This window comes from Stenotrophomonas sp. ESTM1D_MKCIP4_1 (assembly GCF_003086895.1).
GTDB lineage: Bacteria > Pseudomonadota > Gammaproteobacteria > Xanthomonadales > Xanthomonadaceae > Stenotrophomonas.
In genome coordinates this window covers 2,447,010-2,463,228 of the sequence record NZ_CP026004.1, presented here as the reverse complement: position 1 = coordinate 2,463,228, position 16,219 = coordinate 2,447,010, and the positions used below count along the sequence as shown (strand labels likewise).

Below are 16,219 nucleotides of genomic sequence, written 5' to 3'. Positions count from 1 at the left end.
AAAGAAGGATCGGGCACTGCCCGATCCTTCCTTTACGTCGATGCCCGGATGGGACGCTCAGTCTTCCGGGTTCACGTCCAGCATCTCTTCCATCTGTTCCAGCGTGCTGTGGTCCTTGATGACGCGCTTGAGCCAGACGTGCAGCGGCATTTCGCCCCAGCGGGCCGCCTTCTCGGCCAGGTAGGCCACCGGGCTGTGTGGTTCGGTGCGTCGGAAGAACTCGGCCACCTGCCGCAGCTGCTGCAGCGCCTCCTTGCGTGACGTGGGGGCACCGGCCGGGCCACGCGCGGGTGCAACGGGCGCGGCATCGAATCCGCTGGCCTCACCGGCAAAGGCGGGTTCGCTGAATCCATCGTCGGCCGGCACGGTCTCGCCATCGAGCAGCACGCCGGCTTCGCGCGCGAAACGCAGTACGGTGCGCTGCAGGTGCTCCAGCTGTTCGCGGACGGCGCTGAAGCTGGGGCCATCCAGCCCAAGCCGGTTGTCGACGGCCGCCTGCAGTTCGGCCAGGGCCTGGCTGCAATCGGGGAGATCGTCGGCCAGCTGCCGGTAGAACCCGTGCTGGGTATCGCGACGTGCTGCATTGAGCATGTCCAGGCTCGGGCGGCCATCATCCTCTTCGCCACTGTTGGCGCGGGCGTGGGCGTGCTCGAAATCGGCCAGGCTGAAGCGACCCTGCGGTGCGGCAATGATCGGGACCGCGCGCAGCCACTGCAGGGAATTGGTCAGCAGCCAGCTCAGGTTGCCGATGCGCTCCTCGAAATCGCCGTCCGGCGCCTGCGGGTGCACCTCGTCCCAGAACCGGTCACACAGCCCGGCAGTCACCCGGTAACCAATGGCCAGGCCCTGGAAACCTTCCAGCTGCGTGGCCGACTCGCTCAGCCAGCCGGCCAGGCGCAGGTCCTTGGTGCGCGTCTGCAGCAGGTCGCTGGCATCGCGCAGCACACTGCTCCAATCGGCGTACTTGATGTCGGTCTGCCACGCCCCTTGATCCAGGGTCGGGTCGTCGGCGCGACGGTTTTCGATGATCCGATCAAACTCGGCCGAGAACGACAGATCTTCACCAGTCGGGGCGTTGTCAGAAATCGGGGCCAGCAGGGCTTCCTGATCCAGCATGGCAGGTCTCGTTGAGGACTGGGATCGATTCTAGCCCGCGCATGTGAACAGCGCGGCGGTGACCGATGCCATGAGACGCCCGCTCCTCGCCCGCACCGTCAATTATGTGACGAGGTGCGCAGTTTATGTTCGATACGCCCGTCGTGATATTGACGCTCACGTCGATCTGCTAGCATCGCCGGCTGGAAACCGACGTCACGCGTGTCATGAACTGACGTCTTTTACTCTGGAATTGGCATGGATCAGCTGAATTACGTGATGACGCAGGTCGCCGGGTTGGGTGATGCGCAGCGCCTGTATCGACTGGAGAACGAGGCGTTGGCCGCCTGCACGGTCGAGCGCTGGCGTGGCCGTGACGCGATGGGCGAGCACGCCTGGACCGAAGTGACCCTGCTGGGCACGGATGCAGGCATCGACCTGGCGGCCCTGCCAGGCACCCGCGCAACCCTGGTGACCCGCTGCGCCGATGGCGGTGAATGGCGCCGCAGCGGTCTGGTTGCCGACGCGGCGAACCTGGGCAGTGACGGTGGTCTGGCGCGATTCCAGCTGCGGCTGGTGTCGTGGACGTGGTGGCTGCAGTACGCGCGGCACAGCCGCGTGTTCCAGGAACAGAGCATCCGCGCCATCGTGGATGCGGTCCTGCAGGGCCACACCGACGTGGCCCGCTGGCGCTGGGCCGAAGGCGTGGATGCCTTCCTCGGCGAGCGCGTGCGCAGCTACTGCGTGCAGTACCGCGAGAGCGACCTGGATTTCCTGCAGCGTCTTCTGGCCGAAGAGGGTCTCGGCTGGCGCCTGTACGCGGACGAGGACGCGCCGTGCGGAAACGGCATGGAGATCTTCGCCGACAGCGTCGCCCTGCCCGAAGATGCCGCCAGTTCGGGAGTCGGTGTGCGCTTCCACCGCAGCGATGCAACCGAGTCCAGCGACAGCGTGCAGGCCATCGGCCTGCATCGGCGCCTCGGCAGTACCGCCGTCAACCTGCAGAGTGACGACTACCGCCAAGTGCGTGCGCTGGCCGGGCAGGCACCGATGGACGGTGGCGGCAGCCAGTCGCCGCGTGAGGATTTCGACGCGGTCGGCGCCTACGCGTTCAGTGACGCGGCGTCGGCCTCGCGGCAGGCCCGCCTGCAGGCCCAGGCCCGTGAAGCCCACAGCCGCAGCTGGCAGGCTCGTGGCACGGTGCGTGGACTGCACTCCGGCTGCTGGCTGCGCCTGCAGCAGGCACCCGCCGCAACCCCGCCGGAACTGCTGCTGGTGGCGGTGGACCACGCGGGCATCAACAACCTGCCGACCGATCTGCGACGCAGCCTGGACGACGCGTTGGGTGTTGCACCGGCTGACGCACAGGATGCGGCGCTGTGGGCACAGGCCGAAGCGGTGGGCTACGGCAACACGTTCCAGGCCGTCGAGCGCGCCACGCCGTGGCGCCCGCAGTTGATCGACGGCACCGGGGCACGCCTGAATCCACGGCCCACCGTGCCGGGTTACCAGACCGCAGTGGTGGTGGCCGGGCAGGGCGGGGGCAGCCGTGATCTGCATGCGGACCGCCATGGCCGCGTGCGTGTGCGTTTTCACTTCCAGCAGGCCCAGGGCGACGGCGTTCAGGACAGCGCGTGGTTGCGCGTCGCGCAGCGCTATGCGGGCCCGGGCGTGGGCAGCCAGTTCCTGCCCCGTATCGGCCAGGAAGTCCTGGTGGGTTTCCTGGATGGCGACATTGATCGGCCGCTGGTGCTCGGCGCCCTGTACAACGGCCGCGGCGAGGCAGGCGTGGCGCCGACGCCTGCAGGCGCCAACGGTGAAGGTGATCTGTCCGCCTATGGGCAGGCGGGCGACACGCGCAGCAGTGCGCAGGCCAACCTCAGCAGTGGCCAGGCGCCGGCGTGGCACGCGGCGGGTGCCGGTGACCAGGCGCACCGCCACGGCGGCGCCCTGTGGGGCATCCGTTCGCGCGAGTGGGATGGCGGCGAGGGCGGCAATCATCTGCTGTTCGATGATTCCAACCAGCAGCTGCGCGCCCAGCTGGCCAGCAGCCAGCAGGTGTCGCAGTTGACGATGGGCCATCTGCGTTACCAGGCCGACAACTATGTAGGCAGCCTGCGCGGCACCGGTTTCGAGCTGCGCAGCGATGCGTGGGGGGCGGTACGCGGTACGGCGGGTGCGTGGTTCAGCGCCTATGGCCGTGGTGGCGCCACGCCTGCCGGCGAGGCGGTGCAGCCGTCCGCGCTGCTCTCGCAGCTGCAGACGCTGGGCGAGAGCTTCACCCAGGCCGCGCGCACGCATGTCACCAGTCCGCTGGCGATGCAGGAGGGGGCGGGCGGCGCGATGCGTTCACGGATCGAGCAGACCCAGGCACCGCTGGCGGCGATGTCGGCGGCTGCGCGAACCGTCGTTGCAGGAACGCAGTACGCCGAGGGCGTGGCACAGGCACCGCAGCGCGCTGCCGAACCCGGCGAAGGCCGCATTCCCCACAGTGGTGACCCCCTGCTCGGGCTGGCGGCGCCTGACGGCGTGGCACACGTGGCGGGGCAGAGCATCCAATGGAGCAGTGGCGAAGCGCTGCTGCTGGCGAGTGGTATGCATTCGGACACAACGGTCATGGGGCAGGCCCGCTTGCATGCGAGCCAGTCGCTGGGCCTTCTGGCTGCCGTCACCAAGGACGGTGCCGCTGCCGCTGCTGCCCTGACTGTTGCCGCGGGCACCCGCGAGTTCGAGGTACAGGCCCAGGCTGACGCCATTCGCATACAGTCGCGAGCGGGCCTGCGTGGCGCGAGCGCCCAGGCGCATATCGAGCTGGCCGCAGGCAAGACGCTGCATGTTGCCACCTCCGGTGGCGCAAGCATCACGGTCGCCGATGGCAACATCGTGTTCAACGCACCGGGCTCGATCACCGTGCACGCGCAACGCAAATCCTTCCTCGGCCCCAGCAGCACGAAAAGCGAGCTGCCGTCCTGGGTGCTGGGTGACATGAAACAGAAGCGGATCATCGGTTTCTCGGGATGAACACAATGAAGAAGACGCTGTTTCTGCTGCCCCTGTCGGCGGCACTGGCATGGCAGTGCGTCGCAGCAGCGCCGCACGAGGCATCTGCAACGGACGCATCGGTCGATCTTCCGCAGCCGACGTGCGCCGAGCAGCCGCTTGCGACGTATCTGTTCGCTCTGGTTGGCAAGGGCAAGCCGGCGCCCGACGACTGCGGCCGCGCAAACCCGGACGTGACGCGTGCGTTCGCTACGCTTCTGGCAGAAGTGCCGGCTGGCGAGGCCCCGCGCCTGAAAGAACGGCTGCTGACAGGCCCCAGCGCAGCGGGCAAGCCGCTGTCGATCAACGGGCAGACCTGGTGGCTGTACTCGGCCTGCCAGGCGCATGCGTGCGGTACGACGCAGCTTGCTGCCCTCTACGACCCCGCGGGCCGGCACATGGTGGGTCGGCTGACGCTGAACTGCGCGATCCGTTGGCTGGGAAACCCCTCGGATGCACAGCGCGCAGTGCTTGATGCGCGGATGCCCGCCAATCTCGAGATGGTGCGACGGCTGGGCGATTGTGGAGAGGCCCAATGAGCGCCGGCAACCTCAAGGCATTCCTGGATGCGGTCGGCTTTGAAGAGTCGAGCGGCAACATCGGCATCATCAACAGCTACAACTACATCGGCAAATACCAGTTCGGTGAAGAGGCGCTGACCCAGCTGGGGTATTACAAGACCACGGCGGAGATCAAGCTTAAGCAGGAATGGAAGGGCCAATGGACGGGCAAGAACGGTGTCACCAGCCGCGAAGTGTTCCTGGCCAGTGAGGCGATGCAGGACAAAGCCGGCGAGGAGTGGATGCGCGAACTCTGCCGCCAGGGCCGCTACTTCGGTACGACCAAGTTCATCGGCCAGACCATGAAGGGTTTCGTGGTGACCGAGTCGGGCATCATCGCGGCCGCCCACCTGAAGGGCTACGGTCCGGGCAAGCCGGACAAGAAAACGGGGCAGTGGAAGCGTCCTGCCGTGCTTGCGTTCCTGCGCACGGGCGGTGCGGAAGACGGCACCGATGCCTACGGCTCGAGCGTCTCGAAGTACATGAAGAAATTCGGGGGCTACGAACTGGGGTGCTGTGCCCCGGTGGAGGCCCAGACCACCTGGATGTACCCGTTCCCGCGCCAGGGCAAGAGTGATGCATTCGATGGCGCGATGTACCTGGGCCTTCCCGCCCAGGAGGAAGGCGCATTGGCCCGTGTGGACGATGGGTTCTTCCCGGTGGGCGCCAGCGGCCTCTGGCATGGCGGCGTCCACTTCGACGCCGGCAGTGGCACCGTGCTCGACCAGACGCAGGGCGTCCGCTGCATCAAGGATGGCGAGGTGATCGCCTACCGGATCGATGACCGCTACCCGGAAATCACCTTCCCGCAGGCGCAGCGCAAGGCGTTGTACGCGAAGGGGTTTGTGCTGGTGCGGCACACGCTGAAGCTGCCGGCTGATGCGCAGGCCAAGTTCGACGCTGCCAACAAGGCTGCCAAGGAAGAACAGGACAAGAAGGCGGCGCCGAAGGCCGAGGCCGCCACGCCTGCAGCGGCGCCCACGGCAGCGGCACCAGCCAAGGCTGCGGCGCCCGCGCCGGCCACCAAGGCGGCAAAGGACCCGAAGGACTCCAAGGATGCCAAGGCGGCTGCTGCGGAGACCAAGCCGGAGCCAGGCAGCGAACTGACCTTCTACAGCCTCTACATGCACCTGATGGACTTCACCGGGTACCAGGAGGACCGCAAGCGCGCACGGCCCGGTTTCTGGACCGAAGGCAACGAGTTCGTCGTCGGCGACAAGGCGAAGGATGCGCAGGAGGTGCCGCCTGCACCGGCTCCGGTACAGGCAGCGCATGACGAGGGTGAGGACGATCACGTTGGCTGTGACTGTGGTGGAACATCCGGTGACTCCGCTGAAGTAGCTGACGCGCTGGAGCAGTTGGGGTGGGGGCCTGGCCAGATGAAGGAATGGGACAACGTCGTGCAGGAGGCACACTCGGATGACTGACGCAGCGCCGGCGCCGATCATCGGCCTGAACATCCGCAGCGAAGCCAGCAGCCGCTCGAACCGCTTGGGGCTGCTGCCACGCGGCGCACGGATAACCGTGAAGAACCGCAAGGACAAATGGGCGCAGATCGATCGGATCCTGGAAGGAGAGATCGTTCCTGTTCGGCCCGGCGAGGCCGTTGACCCGGCAGCGAAGCAGGGCTGGATTTTCATGCCCGAACTCGACCCGGGTCCGAAGCAGCCGGTCCAGCGTGACAAGGTCGTCATTCCCGAAACGCCCATCGCCATTGGTGCGGGCGCTTTGCTGGGGCATGTCGGTGAGTACCAGCAGTACGTGGACGCCCAGCCGTTGCCCAAGCGCGGCACGCGCCCGTTGATGCACCTTGAAGTCTTTGCGGGCAATGACCTGCCCGTGTTCCTGGCAAAGTCGCGCAAGTACGCGTCGCTCCTGCCGCCGGGAACGGGCAGCCTGTTCGTGATCGAGAAGGGCGCGCGGCTGAAGAAGCCGGCCATGCCGGACGGCACGATTGAGTCGGATACTGTGCTTACCCAGCTCAAGGATTCCGGCCTGGGCACGTGGACGCTGGTCCAGCGATCGGAGCTGAAGATATTCGAGCGCAAGGCGTTGGGTGCCTACTCGTCCAGCAGCAAGAGTTACGCGAACGCGAAGGACGCGCATTTCACCGGCGTGTTCGTCGGCGCGGACGATAGCCAGCGCACGCAGTCGGAAAAGGAAGCGAAGAAGCACAACTACACGCGGCGCGAGATGCGGGTGCCGGTGGGTGAGCCATTCTGGATCCTCCGCAAGGATCTGCAGGCGTGCCCGGTCGATGGCATGAAGTGGTGGAAGAAGCATCCCCTGCGCACGGACGGCCCCGATGGTGAGGCCGTGGGACTGGTCCGGGTCATGTCCCGCGCCGAGCTGGAGCGCCTGCCTGCCCCGAAGCGGGCGCTGGACAGCGACGGCAAGGCCTGGTGGGAAGTGGCGGCGTGCGGCGAAAAGCCGGGGACGTTCGTCCTGGGCTGGGCCTGCGAGTCTGGCCACGCCAAGGTGGGCTGGCAGTCGCCCTGGGCATGGCCGGGCTTCGAGACGGTGGAAGAGGGCAGTATCCAGCCGGTCGACATGATGGCGGCGACGCTGGTGAAGATGGGCGTGCTGAAGGCCCATGAGGTGACCGACCACCGCATGCGGGCCGACAAGGTCGAGCGCAGCGCGCTGGTCCAGAAACTGCACGCACTGCTGGACACCGATGGCAATGGGCATATCAGCAAGGCCGAACTGCAGGCCGCCAGCAAGCAGCCCCTGCTGGCCCAGGCGCTGAGCCGGATGATCGTCCGTTACGAGAGTGAATGGGGTGGCGAGGATGCCAAGTGGGACGAGCTCGACCCGCTGATGCTCGACGGCGCAGTGGAGTGGAGCGCGGAGAAACTGCGCATCCAGAACCTGCGGTGGTGGAAGGATGTTGCGCCCAAGGTCAAAGGCTTCCCCGGCGCGCCGGAGGTATTCCACCTGCACCCGATCGGGCTGCTGAACAACTTCTATTCGGCGATGGCCACGGCCAACGCCAATGCGACCCCCAGCAAGGACGGCACTTACAACGGCGAACGTGAGAAGAGCGGTGCGCAGTGGCACAAGCGCTTCATGCAGAGCAACAAGGTTGCCGATCTCAAGGAACCCTTCAAGTCGAACATCACCCGCTTCCTTGCGGCGCTGAATGCAGCCGGCGTGACCGTCAACATCAACACCACCCTGCGCCCGCCACAGCGCTCGTATCTGATGTACTACGCGCGCGAAATCGTCAACGGCATGGATCCGGCCAAGGTGCCGGCGTTCGCGCCGCAGAACGGGGATGCGCCGGTGAACATCGACTGGCAACACCTCGACGCCAGTGGCAAACCCGATCTGAAGGCTGCAAAGCAGGGTGCCAAGGCCATGGATGCGGCCTACGGCGCTGCCGGGGCGATCGGCAAGCCCTACCGGTCCAATCACAACGGGGGCGAAGCGATCGACATGCGGCTCAGTCCGGCCTGGGGCATAGGCAAGACCGTCAAGAAGGCCGACGGCACCAGCGTGACGATTGGCAGCAAGCGCGACATCATCGACGTGGGTGCCACTTACAGCGTTCTGCACTGGAACTATGACGGCAGAACGAAGAAGATCGATGATCCCCATTGGTCCAAGACAGGCAATTGACGATGGCTGGTTTCATGATTCGCGCCGCGCTTGCGGCTGCAGGGTTGGTGCTGGCGGTCGGCTGCCAGGCGCAGCCTCCCGAAGTGGGGGGCTGGCGCCGGGTCTCCGACAGCAATCTCGAGCAGCAGTTCCACTTCGCCATGCTGCCGCATGCCGCAGCCGTCGGCAGCCGCTGGGCCGTCTATGACGCCAAAGCCGGGAAAGTCGTCTGCTGCCTGTCGGTGGAAGGGGGCGAAGTCGGCGAGACGGAGCTGCAGGATCGCTTCGACATTCCGGGTCCGTGGGTCACCGATCTGACCAATGGCTGGAACCTTGACGCAGCCCCCTATCGCCCGCACGTCCAGCTGCTGAAAGTGCAGGGCGCCCTGGGCAGCTACACCTTCAAGGAAGAGCGCGAGGCCGCGGGCGGATTGCTGCTGCAGGCCGACGCGCGCGCCGTGGGTGCGAAAACGCTGGAACTGGGTGGCGCACGCTATACGGTCGAGCGTCGCGATACGTCGCTGGCAGACGATGATGGTGGCGTCCAGACCTACACCTTGAAGCCGGCCGAGGGTGGCGCGGCGCTGAAGGTTGAAGTGCCGTTCGCAACGTACTGACTGACTATCGATGCCTGTGCAGGTCGCCGCTGGCAGGGTGGGCCAGCGGCGATGCGCATGCTTGCTTTCGTGCTGACATTGGCGGGCTGCACCCAGGCGGAACGGCAGAATGTCGAGCCGTTGGAAGGTGCCCGTTCAGCGCTGGCATATTTCGATGCGCAGCGCGTGCCCGATGCTCATCCTGGGCAAAGCACCCCGTCACTTCCGGATGATCCGGATAGCGCTGACACGCTCTTCGCCGGACTGCTCGACTGTGCGCCTAAGGGCTGGTATCTGGATTCGGGTCGACCCGTCAATCCTTACCTGGCCCGGCATGCTCCCGAGTCTTGCGAGCGCGAGGCAGCCTTCGGGATGGCGTACTTCTGTCTGAGCGCTGATTTCCATGGGTTGCCGGTTTACCAGGTGGTGACCCACCTGGGGACTGCGTCGACCCCGTTCGGCGTGCTGATCGACCTGCCGCTGGAAGAAGCACGATCGCGCCTGCGCAAGGCGCTGGGTACGGAGTTGCGCGAAGGCAAGGGCAGCAGACAGGGCAGGACGCCGGTGCTGGGCCCGCACGGGGATGACGGGGGGAAATCGCAGTTGATCTGCACGCCTACCTGGGCACGATCAACCACCGTGCTGGGCGCGCGAGGCGTGACGTGAGTGCTGATGGAAACAGCGGACTTCGGACAATGAACAGGATTGACCTTTGCAGGCTTGCCCTCCGGTTCGCGTTGCCTTGCATCGCTTGCCTGCCAGCCGCGTGCAAGGACGCTGGCCCGTCCAGCATGCCGGCCAACGCACCGTATGCCGGGGTGGTGATGAGCTACCCGCACTCGGGCTGCTCCTACACGTACAGCCCCGTGGATTTCTGCGATGCGGCGCACCGCGCCCAGATCGATGAGGCGATCCGCACGCAGGTACCCAACTTCAAGACGCACTACATCCTGGCCCAGCTTGAGGAGCGCAAGGAATATTTCCAGCGCTCGATCGTGCTGATCGACAGCCGCGACGGAACGGTTTACCCGCTGCCGATCGATGCGTTCAGCGGGCCACTGGTGGGCAAGGACGGCGCACGCGAGTACGGCAAGGTGGAAACGTCGCTGCAGGCTGACACGTTCTGCGTCAGCAGTGCACTCTTGGTTTACCGTGCGTTTGAGGAAGGTCGGTTCTGTTTTGGATTCGACGGGGTTCGCTTCACCGGGCATGCCACGCAGTACATGCAGTGAACAGCATGGGGCCACTGGCCTGCAGGGTATAGCGCGCGTTGCAATCATCAGGTCGGATTCGGCAGCGCGGCACTGGCGAGCGATTGAGAAGCGAGAACGGAAGGCGGGCCGCCGCGCATCGAAATGGTGTTGATACCGCGTGAAGGCCGTGAGATGCGCCACTGTTTTCCATCTGTTACCGTCGGCTGACAGGGGGAGGAACCGCGCGCGGGGGAGCGGCGGGCGGCAACAGTGAGAACGCCATGGAAGCGATGCGCAGTCTCATGGTGCAGGCGGCCGGTGTGGATGCCGGCAGTCGTCTGTTCCGCTTGGATCTACCGGGCCAGCCGGCCGTGGTGGTGGATGGCTGGTCGGGGCGCGATGCGTTGTCCGGCGGGCGGCATCTGCAGGTCGACGTGCTGTCGATGGATGCGGCGCTGCCGTTGGCCGATTGGCTGGGGCAGCCGGCCTGCCTGCACGCGCGCCAGGCCGACGGGCAGGACTGGTCCCGCCACGGAGTGATCGCTGCGGCTGACTGCCTGCAGGCCGATGGCGGTCTGGTGCGCTACCGCATCACCCTGCGTGACTGGACATGGTGGCTGGACCAGGCGGTGTGCAGCCGGGTGTTCCAGGACCAGGACGTGCGCGCGATCATCGACGCCGTGCTGCAGGCGCATGCGCCGCATGCGCACTGGCGCTGGAGCGATGACGTGGATGCGCTGCTGACGGCCTCGCGGCCACGCAGTTTCTGCGTGCAGTACCGGGAATCGGATCTGGCCTTCGTGCAGCGCCTGCTGGCCGAAGAGGGTGTGGGCTGGTGCGTGGAGGAGGTGGCCGCTGCAGCGGCCGGGCATGGCGTGCTGCTGTTTGCCGACTCGACGCTGCTGCCGGAATCGGCGGCCTCGCAGGCGCGCGGCGGCATCCGCTTCCATCGTGCTGATGCCACCGAAGAGGACGATGGCGTGCAGCAGCTGGGCCAGCAACGGCGGCTGCAGAGCACGCGCGTGCAGCTGCACAGCAGCGATTACCGCAGTGTCAGTTCGCTGGCCGGGCAGCTGCCGCTGGAAGGTGCCGGCGAGAGTCCGCGCGAAGATTACGATGCTGTGGGCGCCTATGCCTTCGCCGATGTTGCCGAACTGCAGCACCACGCGCGGTTGATGGCCGAGGCACGGGAGGCGCAGGCGCTGCAGTGGCAGGGCCGTGGCAGCGTGCGCAGCGCGGATGCCGGGCATGCCTGGGAACTGACCGGCCTGCCGGGCGATCTGCCGGCCGAGCTGCTGCTGGTCGAGGTGACCCACGCCGGGGTCAACAACCTGCCGGTGGACCTGCGCGAGTGCGTGCGGGCGCTGCTTGGTGAGACGGCAGAACTCGACCCCCTGCAGGACGCGGCGAAACAGCATGGCTACGTGAATGCGTTCAGCGCGGTGGCGCGCGACCGTCGCTGGCGGCCGATCCTGGCCGATGGCACCGGTGCGCGTCGCAATGCGCGGCCGCTGGCACCGGGCTATCAGACCGCGATCGTGGTGGCCGGCTCATCGGGGGCGGCGAATGATCTGCATGCCGATGCGCTGGGGCGTATCCGCGTGCGCTTCCATTTCCAGGGCGATGCGGGCGGTGCCGACAGCGCCTGGCTGCGCGTGGCGCAGCGCTACGCAGGCCCCGGCGTGGGCAGCCAGTTCCTGCCGCGGATCGGCCAGGAAGTGCTGGTGGGCTTCCTGGAGGGCGATATCGACCGCCCGGTGGTGCTGGGCGCGCTGTACAACGGGCGTGGCGAAGCGGGCGTGGCGCCGACCACGGCCGGGGCTGGCGCCGAAGCCGACCTGTCGGCGTACGCCCAGGCGGCTGATGCACACAGCAGTGCGCAGGCCAATCTCAGCGGTGGCCAGGCACCGGCCTGGCACGCAGGGGGAGCGGGTGAGGGCGCGCATCGGCACGATGGCGCGCTGTGGGGAATCCGCTCGCGCGAATGGGCCGGGGGCGAGGGCAGCAACCATCTGCTGTTTGATGACTCCAACCAGCAGTTGCGTGCGCAGCTGGCCAGCAGCCAGCAGGCGTCGCAGCTGACGCTGGGGCACCTGCGGCACCAGGCTGACAATTACGTGGGCAGCGTGCGCGGACAGGGTTTTGAACTGCGCAGCGACGCGTGGGGCGCGGTGCGTGGGACGGCCGGCGCGTGGTTCAGCGCCTACGCGCATGCCGGCGCGGCCCCTGCGGGCGAAGCCGTGCAGCCGTCCGCACTGCTGCAGCAGCTGGTGTCGCTGGCGAAAGACTACAGCGTCGCCGCCGATACCCACCGCACGGTGCGCCCTGCCGCCGAGACCGGTGTGCAGTCATTGCAACGCTCACGCCTGGATGGCGCGCGGTCGCCACTGCCGGTACTGCTGGACAGCGTGCGCAGTGCCGTACCCGGCGCGAGCCTGCCGGAGGCTGCCGGCGCCGCCCGGCAACGCAGCAGTGAGGCCGGTGAGGGGGTGGTGCCGCATACGGGCGACCCCGTGCTTGGCCTGTCGTCGCCGCAGGGCGCGGTGATGGTGGCCGGCCAGGGGCTGCACTGGGGGCAGGGGGAGACGCTGGTGCTGGGCAGCGGCCAGCACAGTGATGCGGTGGTGATGGGCGATGCGCGTTGGCATGGCCGACAGGCCATCGGCGTGCTGTCTGCTGCGGTCACGGGCATCGATGGCCAGTCACCCACGCTGACCGTGGCCAGTGGCTCAGGCCTGCTGGATCTGAAAGCGCAGCAGGACCGGGTGGACCTGCAGTCACGGCAGGCGCTGCGCGCGGCCAGTGCGCAGGCGCCGGTGGAAGTGGCTGCCGGGCGGACCGTGCAGGTGGCCACGTCCGGCGGTGCCAGCATCACGCTCAGCGCGGGCAACATCGTCGTGAACGCACCGGGCCGCATCGCGGTGCAGGCGGGGCGCAAGTCGTTCCTGCCCGGCGGCAGTGGGCGCTACCCCTTGCCGGTGTTTCCGCAGTCGGTGTGCAAGGAGTGCCTGCTGCTGGCAGCGCAACGCGCAGCGCCGTTGACGCCCAAGGGGGAGCGCGGATGATGCGTGACTGGCACTTCCCGCCGCTTGATCTGCCGCCGCTGGATGCAGGCATGCAGCGGTTTGTCCTTCTGGACGGGGCGCAGTGTGACGCGCCGGTGCAGTTGCTGCGCACGCTGCCCTGGGCGCCGATGGTGCTGTTCGATGGTCTGCTGGCCGACGGCGCCGACGATGCCAGTGTGTTCCTGGCGCGGCTGCCGCGTGACGTTGACCATGACCGGTTCCTGCAGCGGGCCGGCGCGCAGGCGCGTTCACTCGGCATGCTGAGCATCATCGAGACAAACCTGGACGCCACTCAGCTGCAGCAGCGCCTGCAACGGCGGTTGGACGCCAGCTATCCGAACGGGAAGCTGTTCCTCACGCGCTTTTTCGATGCGCGGGTGCTGCCCTGGTGGGTGCAGGTACTGGACGAGGCGCAGTGCCGCGCGTTCCTGGCCCTGGGGGAGCGTTGGTGGTACCTGCGCCATGATCTGCAGTGGGCGCACCTGGAACTCGAGGACGTCGCGGTGGATCCGCATGACCCGCCGTGGGTGCTTGAAGCACCACAGCGCCGCGGGCTCATCGATGCGAGCTATCCCTACACCCTCATCGACCACTTCCAGCTGTCCGATCCGGAACTGCTGGCGCGGGTGCCACGCGCACGCTGGTATACGTTTTTCCGCCGGGTGGTGGCCGCCGCGGCGGATGTCGGTATCGAGGACAGCCGGCGGCTGGTGATGGTGGCGACCTGGGCGTTGCTGGCGGGCAGCGAACTGGGCAGTGACCCGGCCTGGCGCACGCGCCTGCAGGATTTCGCGGCGGGCCGGCGCAGTGCCGCGCAGATTGGCGATGAAGTATGGCCGCTGGAAGAAAGCTGGGACTGACTGGAGTGAGACCTGCATGATCGGCAGCAAGTATCAGGTATGGAGTGCATTGGCGGTGCTGGCCTTGCTGGTGCTGGGCGTGGGTTGCAGCCGGGCGATGGCGCGTGGAAAGACGCCGGTCCTGTCGCTGTTCGCGTTCAACTACAGCCCGAACTACCTCGCCGATGTGCGGGTGGATGGGCAGTTCCTCGGCGGTGTGAGTGGCTACACCAACGGCGGTTCGGCGATGGGCCCGCGCGCGCCCCGTGGCAAGGGGCCGGACAGCGTCCGCGTGCAGTGGACCGAGACCAACCGCTACGACCTGGCCAGCAACCGCTATCTGGACGAAGGTCACCGGGTGCCGCACGAGGCCATGGTGCCGTTGAAAACACCTTATCCGCCCGATCCGGCAACGCTGCTGCTGCACTTCTACCCGGATGGCCACGTGGAAGCGGAGCTGCTGGGCAAAGGCGTGAACAAATGGGATGTGCGCCGCATGCCGGTGCCGAAGGAGCACAAGGACCATGACCAGTACTGATCCAACCGCGATTCCCGGACAGGTCGACCTTGAGCCGGGCACGCCCGATCCGGTCGCCCAGGCAGAAGGCAGCGCGCGTACCGCACGGCTGGCGCGCGGCACCCGTCCGTTGAGCGATGCCGAGCGCCGCCGCCGCCAGGAAGCGATGTGCGGCACGGTGCCCGACAAGGAGGCGGCGACCACCGGCTGCACCCAGAGCCTGCACCTGAGTGTGTTCTTCGATGGTACAGGCAACAACCGCGACGAGGAACTGGGCAAGGGCGAGGACGAGCGTGCGCTGTCGAACATCGCGCGGCTCTTCATCGCGCACAAGGACGACACCCGCACCATCAAACGGCAGTACCTGGCGGGCGTGGGCACCCCGTGCCCGGAGGTGGGCGATGGCGGTGGGCTGCTTGGGCTGTCGATCGGCAAAGGCGGGCGCGAGCGCATTGATTTCGCGCTGCAGGCCCTGGATGAGCTGATCGACACCCAGCCCGAGCCGATGCGGATCCTGGTGGTCAGCGTATCGGTACTGGGCTTTTCGCGTGGGGCTGCGTCGGCGCGGGCGTTCGCGCGTGATCTGGCCGCACGCTGCAAGCGCCAGGCCGATGGCACGTGGCTCTATCGCGAGCGGATACCGCTGCGGATCGGCTTCATGGGGGTGTTCGATACCGTGTGTTCGGTATGGCCAAACCTCGCCGCTGCAGCGGTGAACTACCGCAACGGGCACACCGGCTGGGCCGAAGGCATGGCCGTGCCGGCCATCGTCGAGCAGTCGGTGCACATGACGGCGGCGCATGAGCTGCGCGGCCAGTTTCCGCTGGATTCCACCCGCGAGCATGCTCACTACCCGGCCAACACGGTGGAGATCTGGTTCCCGGGCGTGCACTCGGATGTGGGCGGCGGCTATGACCCGCAGCACCAGGGACGGCAGAACAGCATCGCGCGGTTCGCCTTGAACGAGATGTATGACATGGCCCAGACCGGCGGCGTGCTGCTCAATCCGGTCAGCGAGCTGGAGCCGTTCGTGAGGAGCGAGTTCGACAAGCAGGATCCGGAACTGCAGGCCGTGTTCAATGCCTACCTGCAGGCCGTGCGGGTGAAGCGGGGACGCATGGAGGATGTGCAGGCGGCGCACATGCAGCTGCTGTACCGCTGGATGCGGGTGCGCGTGGCCCGGGGTGACAAGCTGCCGTCGATGCAGCGCCTTGCCGCCCGCGAGGAGGCGCTGCGCGAGCAGGTCAGGACCCTGCGCCGGCGGCAGTCGCAGCTGCCATCGCCCTGGGGCAACGACAACCTGCATCTGGCTGACCAGGGCAACGCAGACAAAACCGCCGAGTGGAATCGCGTTTCCGATGAACTGAAAGCGCGCGACGATGAACTGTCTGCCGTGCGCAAGCAGCGGCGCGGGCTGGAAAAGGAGAACGATACGCTGGTGGGCAAGATCGTCGGGCTGCGCCGGCGGCGCGAGCGGGGCGCGTCGTTGACGATGGCCGAGCGGGTCACGCTGGAGGCATGGGATGACACGACCCTGCTGCCGCCGGACGTGGAGGCGTTCTTCGATGGCTACGGCCACGACTCGGTCGCGCACTGGTTCATCGGCAATCTCAGCCAGTGGCGCGTGCTGTATTTCGGTGCCACCAAGTACACCCCCGGCAAGGTTGAAGCAGAGGCCGGGGTGGAGGCGGCCATGGCGGGTTGAGCGGCACGTT

The 16,219-nt window shown here is 67.1% G+C and carries 12 protein-coding genes; 11 read left to right on the top strand and 1 reads right to left on the bottom strand.

What is annotated here, in order from left to right; all coding sequences use genetic code 11:
* Positions 1–57: 57 nt before the first annotated feature.
* On the bottom strand, positions 58–1,116 hold the full coding sequence (tssA, locus tag C1924_RS11320) for a type VI secretion system protein TssA (protein ID WP_108765390.1): 1,059 nt from the start codon (positions 1,114–1,116) through the stop codon (positions 58–60).
* A 237-nt stretch (positions 1,117–1,353) separates the two neighbouring features.
* Between tssA and C1924_RS11315 the strand changes: the two genes are divergently transcribed.
* The 11 genes from C1924_RS11315 to C1924_RS11265 all read left to right on the top strand — a co-directional run bounded on the left by C1924_RS11315 (position 1,354) and on the right by C1924_RS11265 (position 16,209).
* Positions 1,354–4,116 (top strand): type VI secretion system Vgr family protein, encoded by a 2,763-nt coding sequence (locus tag C1924_RS11315; protein ID WP_254051125.1) that lies wholly within the window; start codon positions 1,354–1,356, stop codon positions 4,114–4,116.
* Between the two features lie 5 nt (positions 4,117–4,121).
* Positions 4,122–4,673 (top strand): hypothetical protein, encoded by a 552-nt coding sequence (locus C1924_RS11310; RefSeq protein WP_159094790.1) that lies wholly within the window; start codon positions 4,122–4,124, stop codon positions 4,671–4,673.
* Positions 4,670–6,121: a hypothetical protein gene (locus C1924_RS20470; protein WP_108765388.1), complete on the top strand. Its 1,452-nt coding sequence runs from the start codon at positions 4,670–4,672 to the stop codon at positions 6,119–6,121. The genes C1924_RS11310 and C1924_RS20470 overlap by 4 nt, the downstream gene beginning before the upstream one ends.
* Positions 6,114–8,315, top strand: a complete 2,202-nt coding sequence (locus C1924_RS11300) for an SH3 domain-containing protein (RefSeq protein WP_108765387.1) — start codon at positions 6,114–6,116, stop codon at positions 8,313–8,315. Before C1924_RS20470 ends, C1924_RS11300 begins: the two co-directional genes overlap by 8 nt.
* Before the next feature lie 14 nt (positions 8,316–8,329).
* Positions 8,330–8,911, top strand: a complete 582-nt coding sequence (locus C1924_RS11295) for a hypothetical protein (RefSeq protein ID WP_216821537.1) — start codon at positions 8,330–8,332, stop codon at positions 8,909–8,911.
* A 57-nt stretch (positions 8,912–8,968) separates the two neighbouring features.
* On the top strand, positions 8,969–9,556 hold the full coding sequence (locus tag C1924_RS20320; RefSeq protein WP_159094789.1) for a hypothetical protein: 588 nt from the start codon (positions 8,969–8,971) through the stop codon (positions 9,554–9,556).
* Positions 9,557–9,585: 29 nt separating this feature from the next.
* Positions 9,586–10,122, top strand: coding sequence for a hypothetical protein (locus C1924_RS11285; protein WP_216821535.1), 537 nt, complete (start codon positions 9,586–9,588; stop codon positions 10,120–10,122).
* 251 nt (positions 10,123–10,373) lie between these two features.
* The gene (gene tssI, locus C1924_RS11280) at positions 10,374–13,148 is read left to right on the top strand and encodes a type VI secretion system tip protein TssI/VgrG (RefSeq protein ID WP_343125667.1); all 2,775 of its coding nucleotides are present in this window, start codon (positions 10,374–10,376) and stop codon (positions 13,146–13,148) included.
* On the top strand, positions 13,148–14,008 hold the full coding sequence (locus C1924_RS11275) for a DUF4123 domain-containing protein (RefSeq protein ID WP_159094788.1): 861 nt from the start codon (positions 13,148–13,150) through the stop codon (positions 14,006–14,008). The genes tssI and C1924_RS11275 overlap by 1 nt, the downstream gene beginning before the upstream one ends.
* A gap of 16 nt (positions 14,009–14,024) precedes the next feature.
* Positions 14,025–14,525, top strand: a complete 501-nt coding sequence (locus C1924_RS11270; RefSeq protein WP_159094787.1) for a DUF3304 domain-containing protein — start codon at positions 14,025–14,027, stop codon at positions 14,523–14,525.
* Positions 14,512–16,209 carry a DUF2235 domain-containing protein gene (locus C1924_RS11265; protein ID WP_159094786.1) on the top strand — a complete coding sequence of 566 codons (1,698 nt, stop codon included), beginning with the start codon at positions 14,512–14,514 and terminating at the stop codon, positions 16,207–16,209. Before C1924_RS11270 ends, C1924_RS11265 begins: the two co-directional genes overlap by 14 nt.
* The last annotated feature ends 10 nt before the right edge of the window (positions 16,210–16,219 follow it).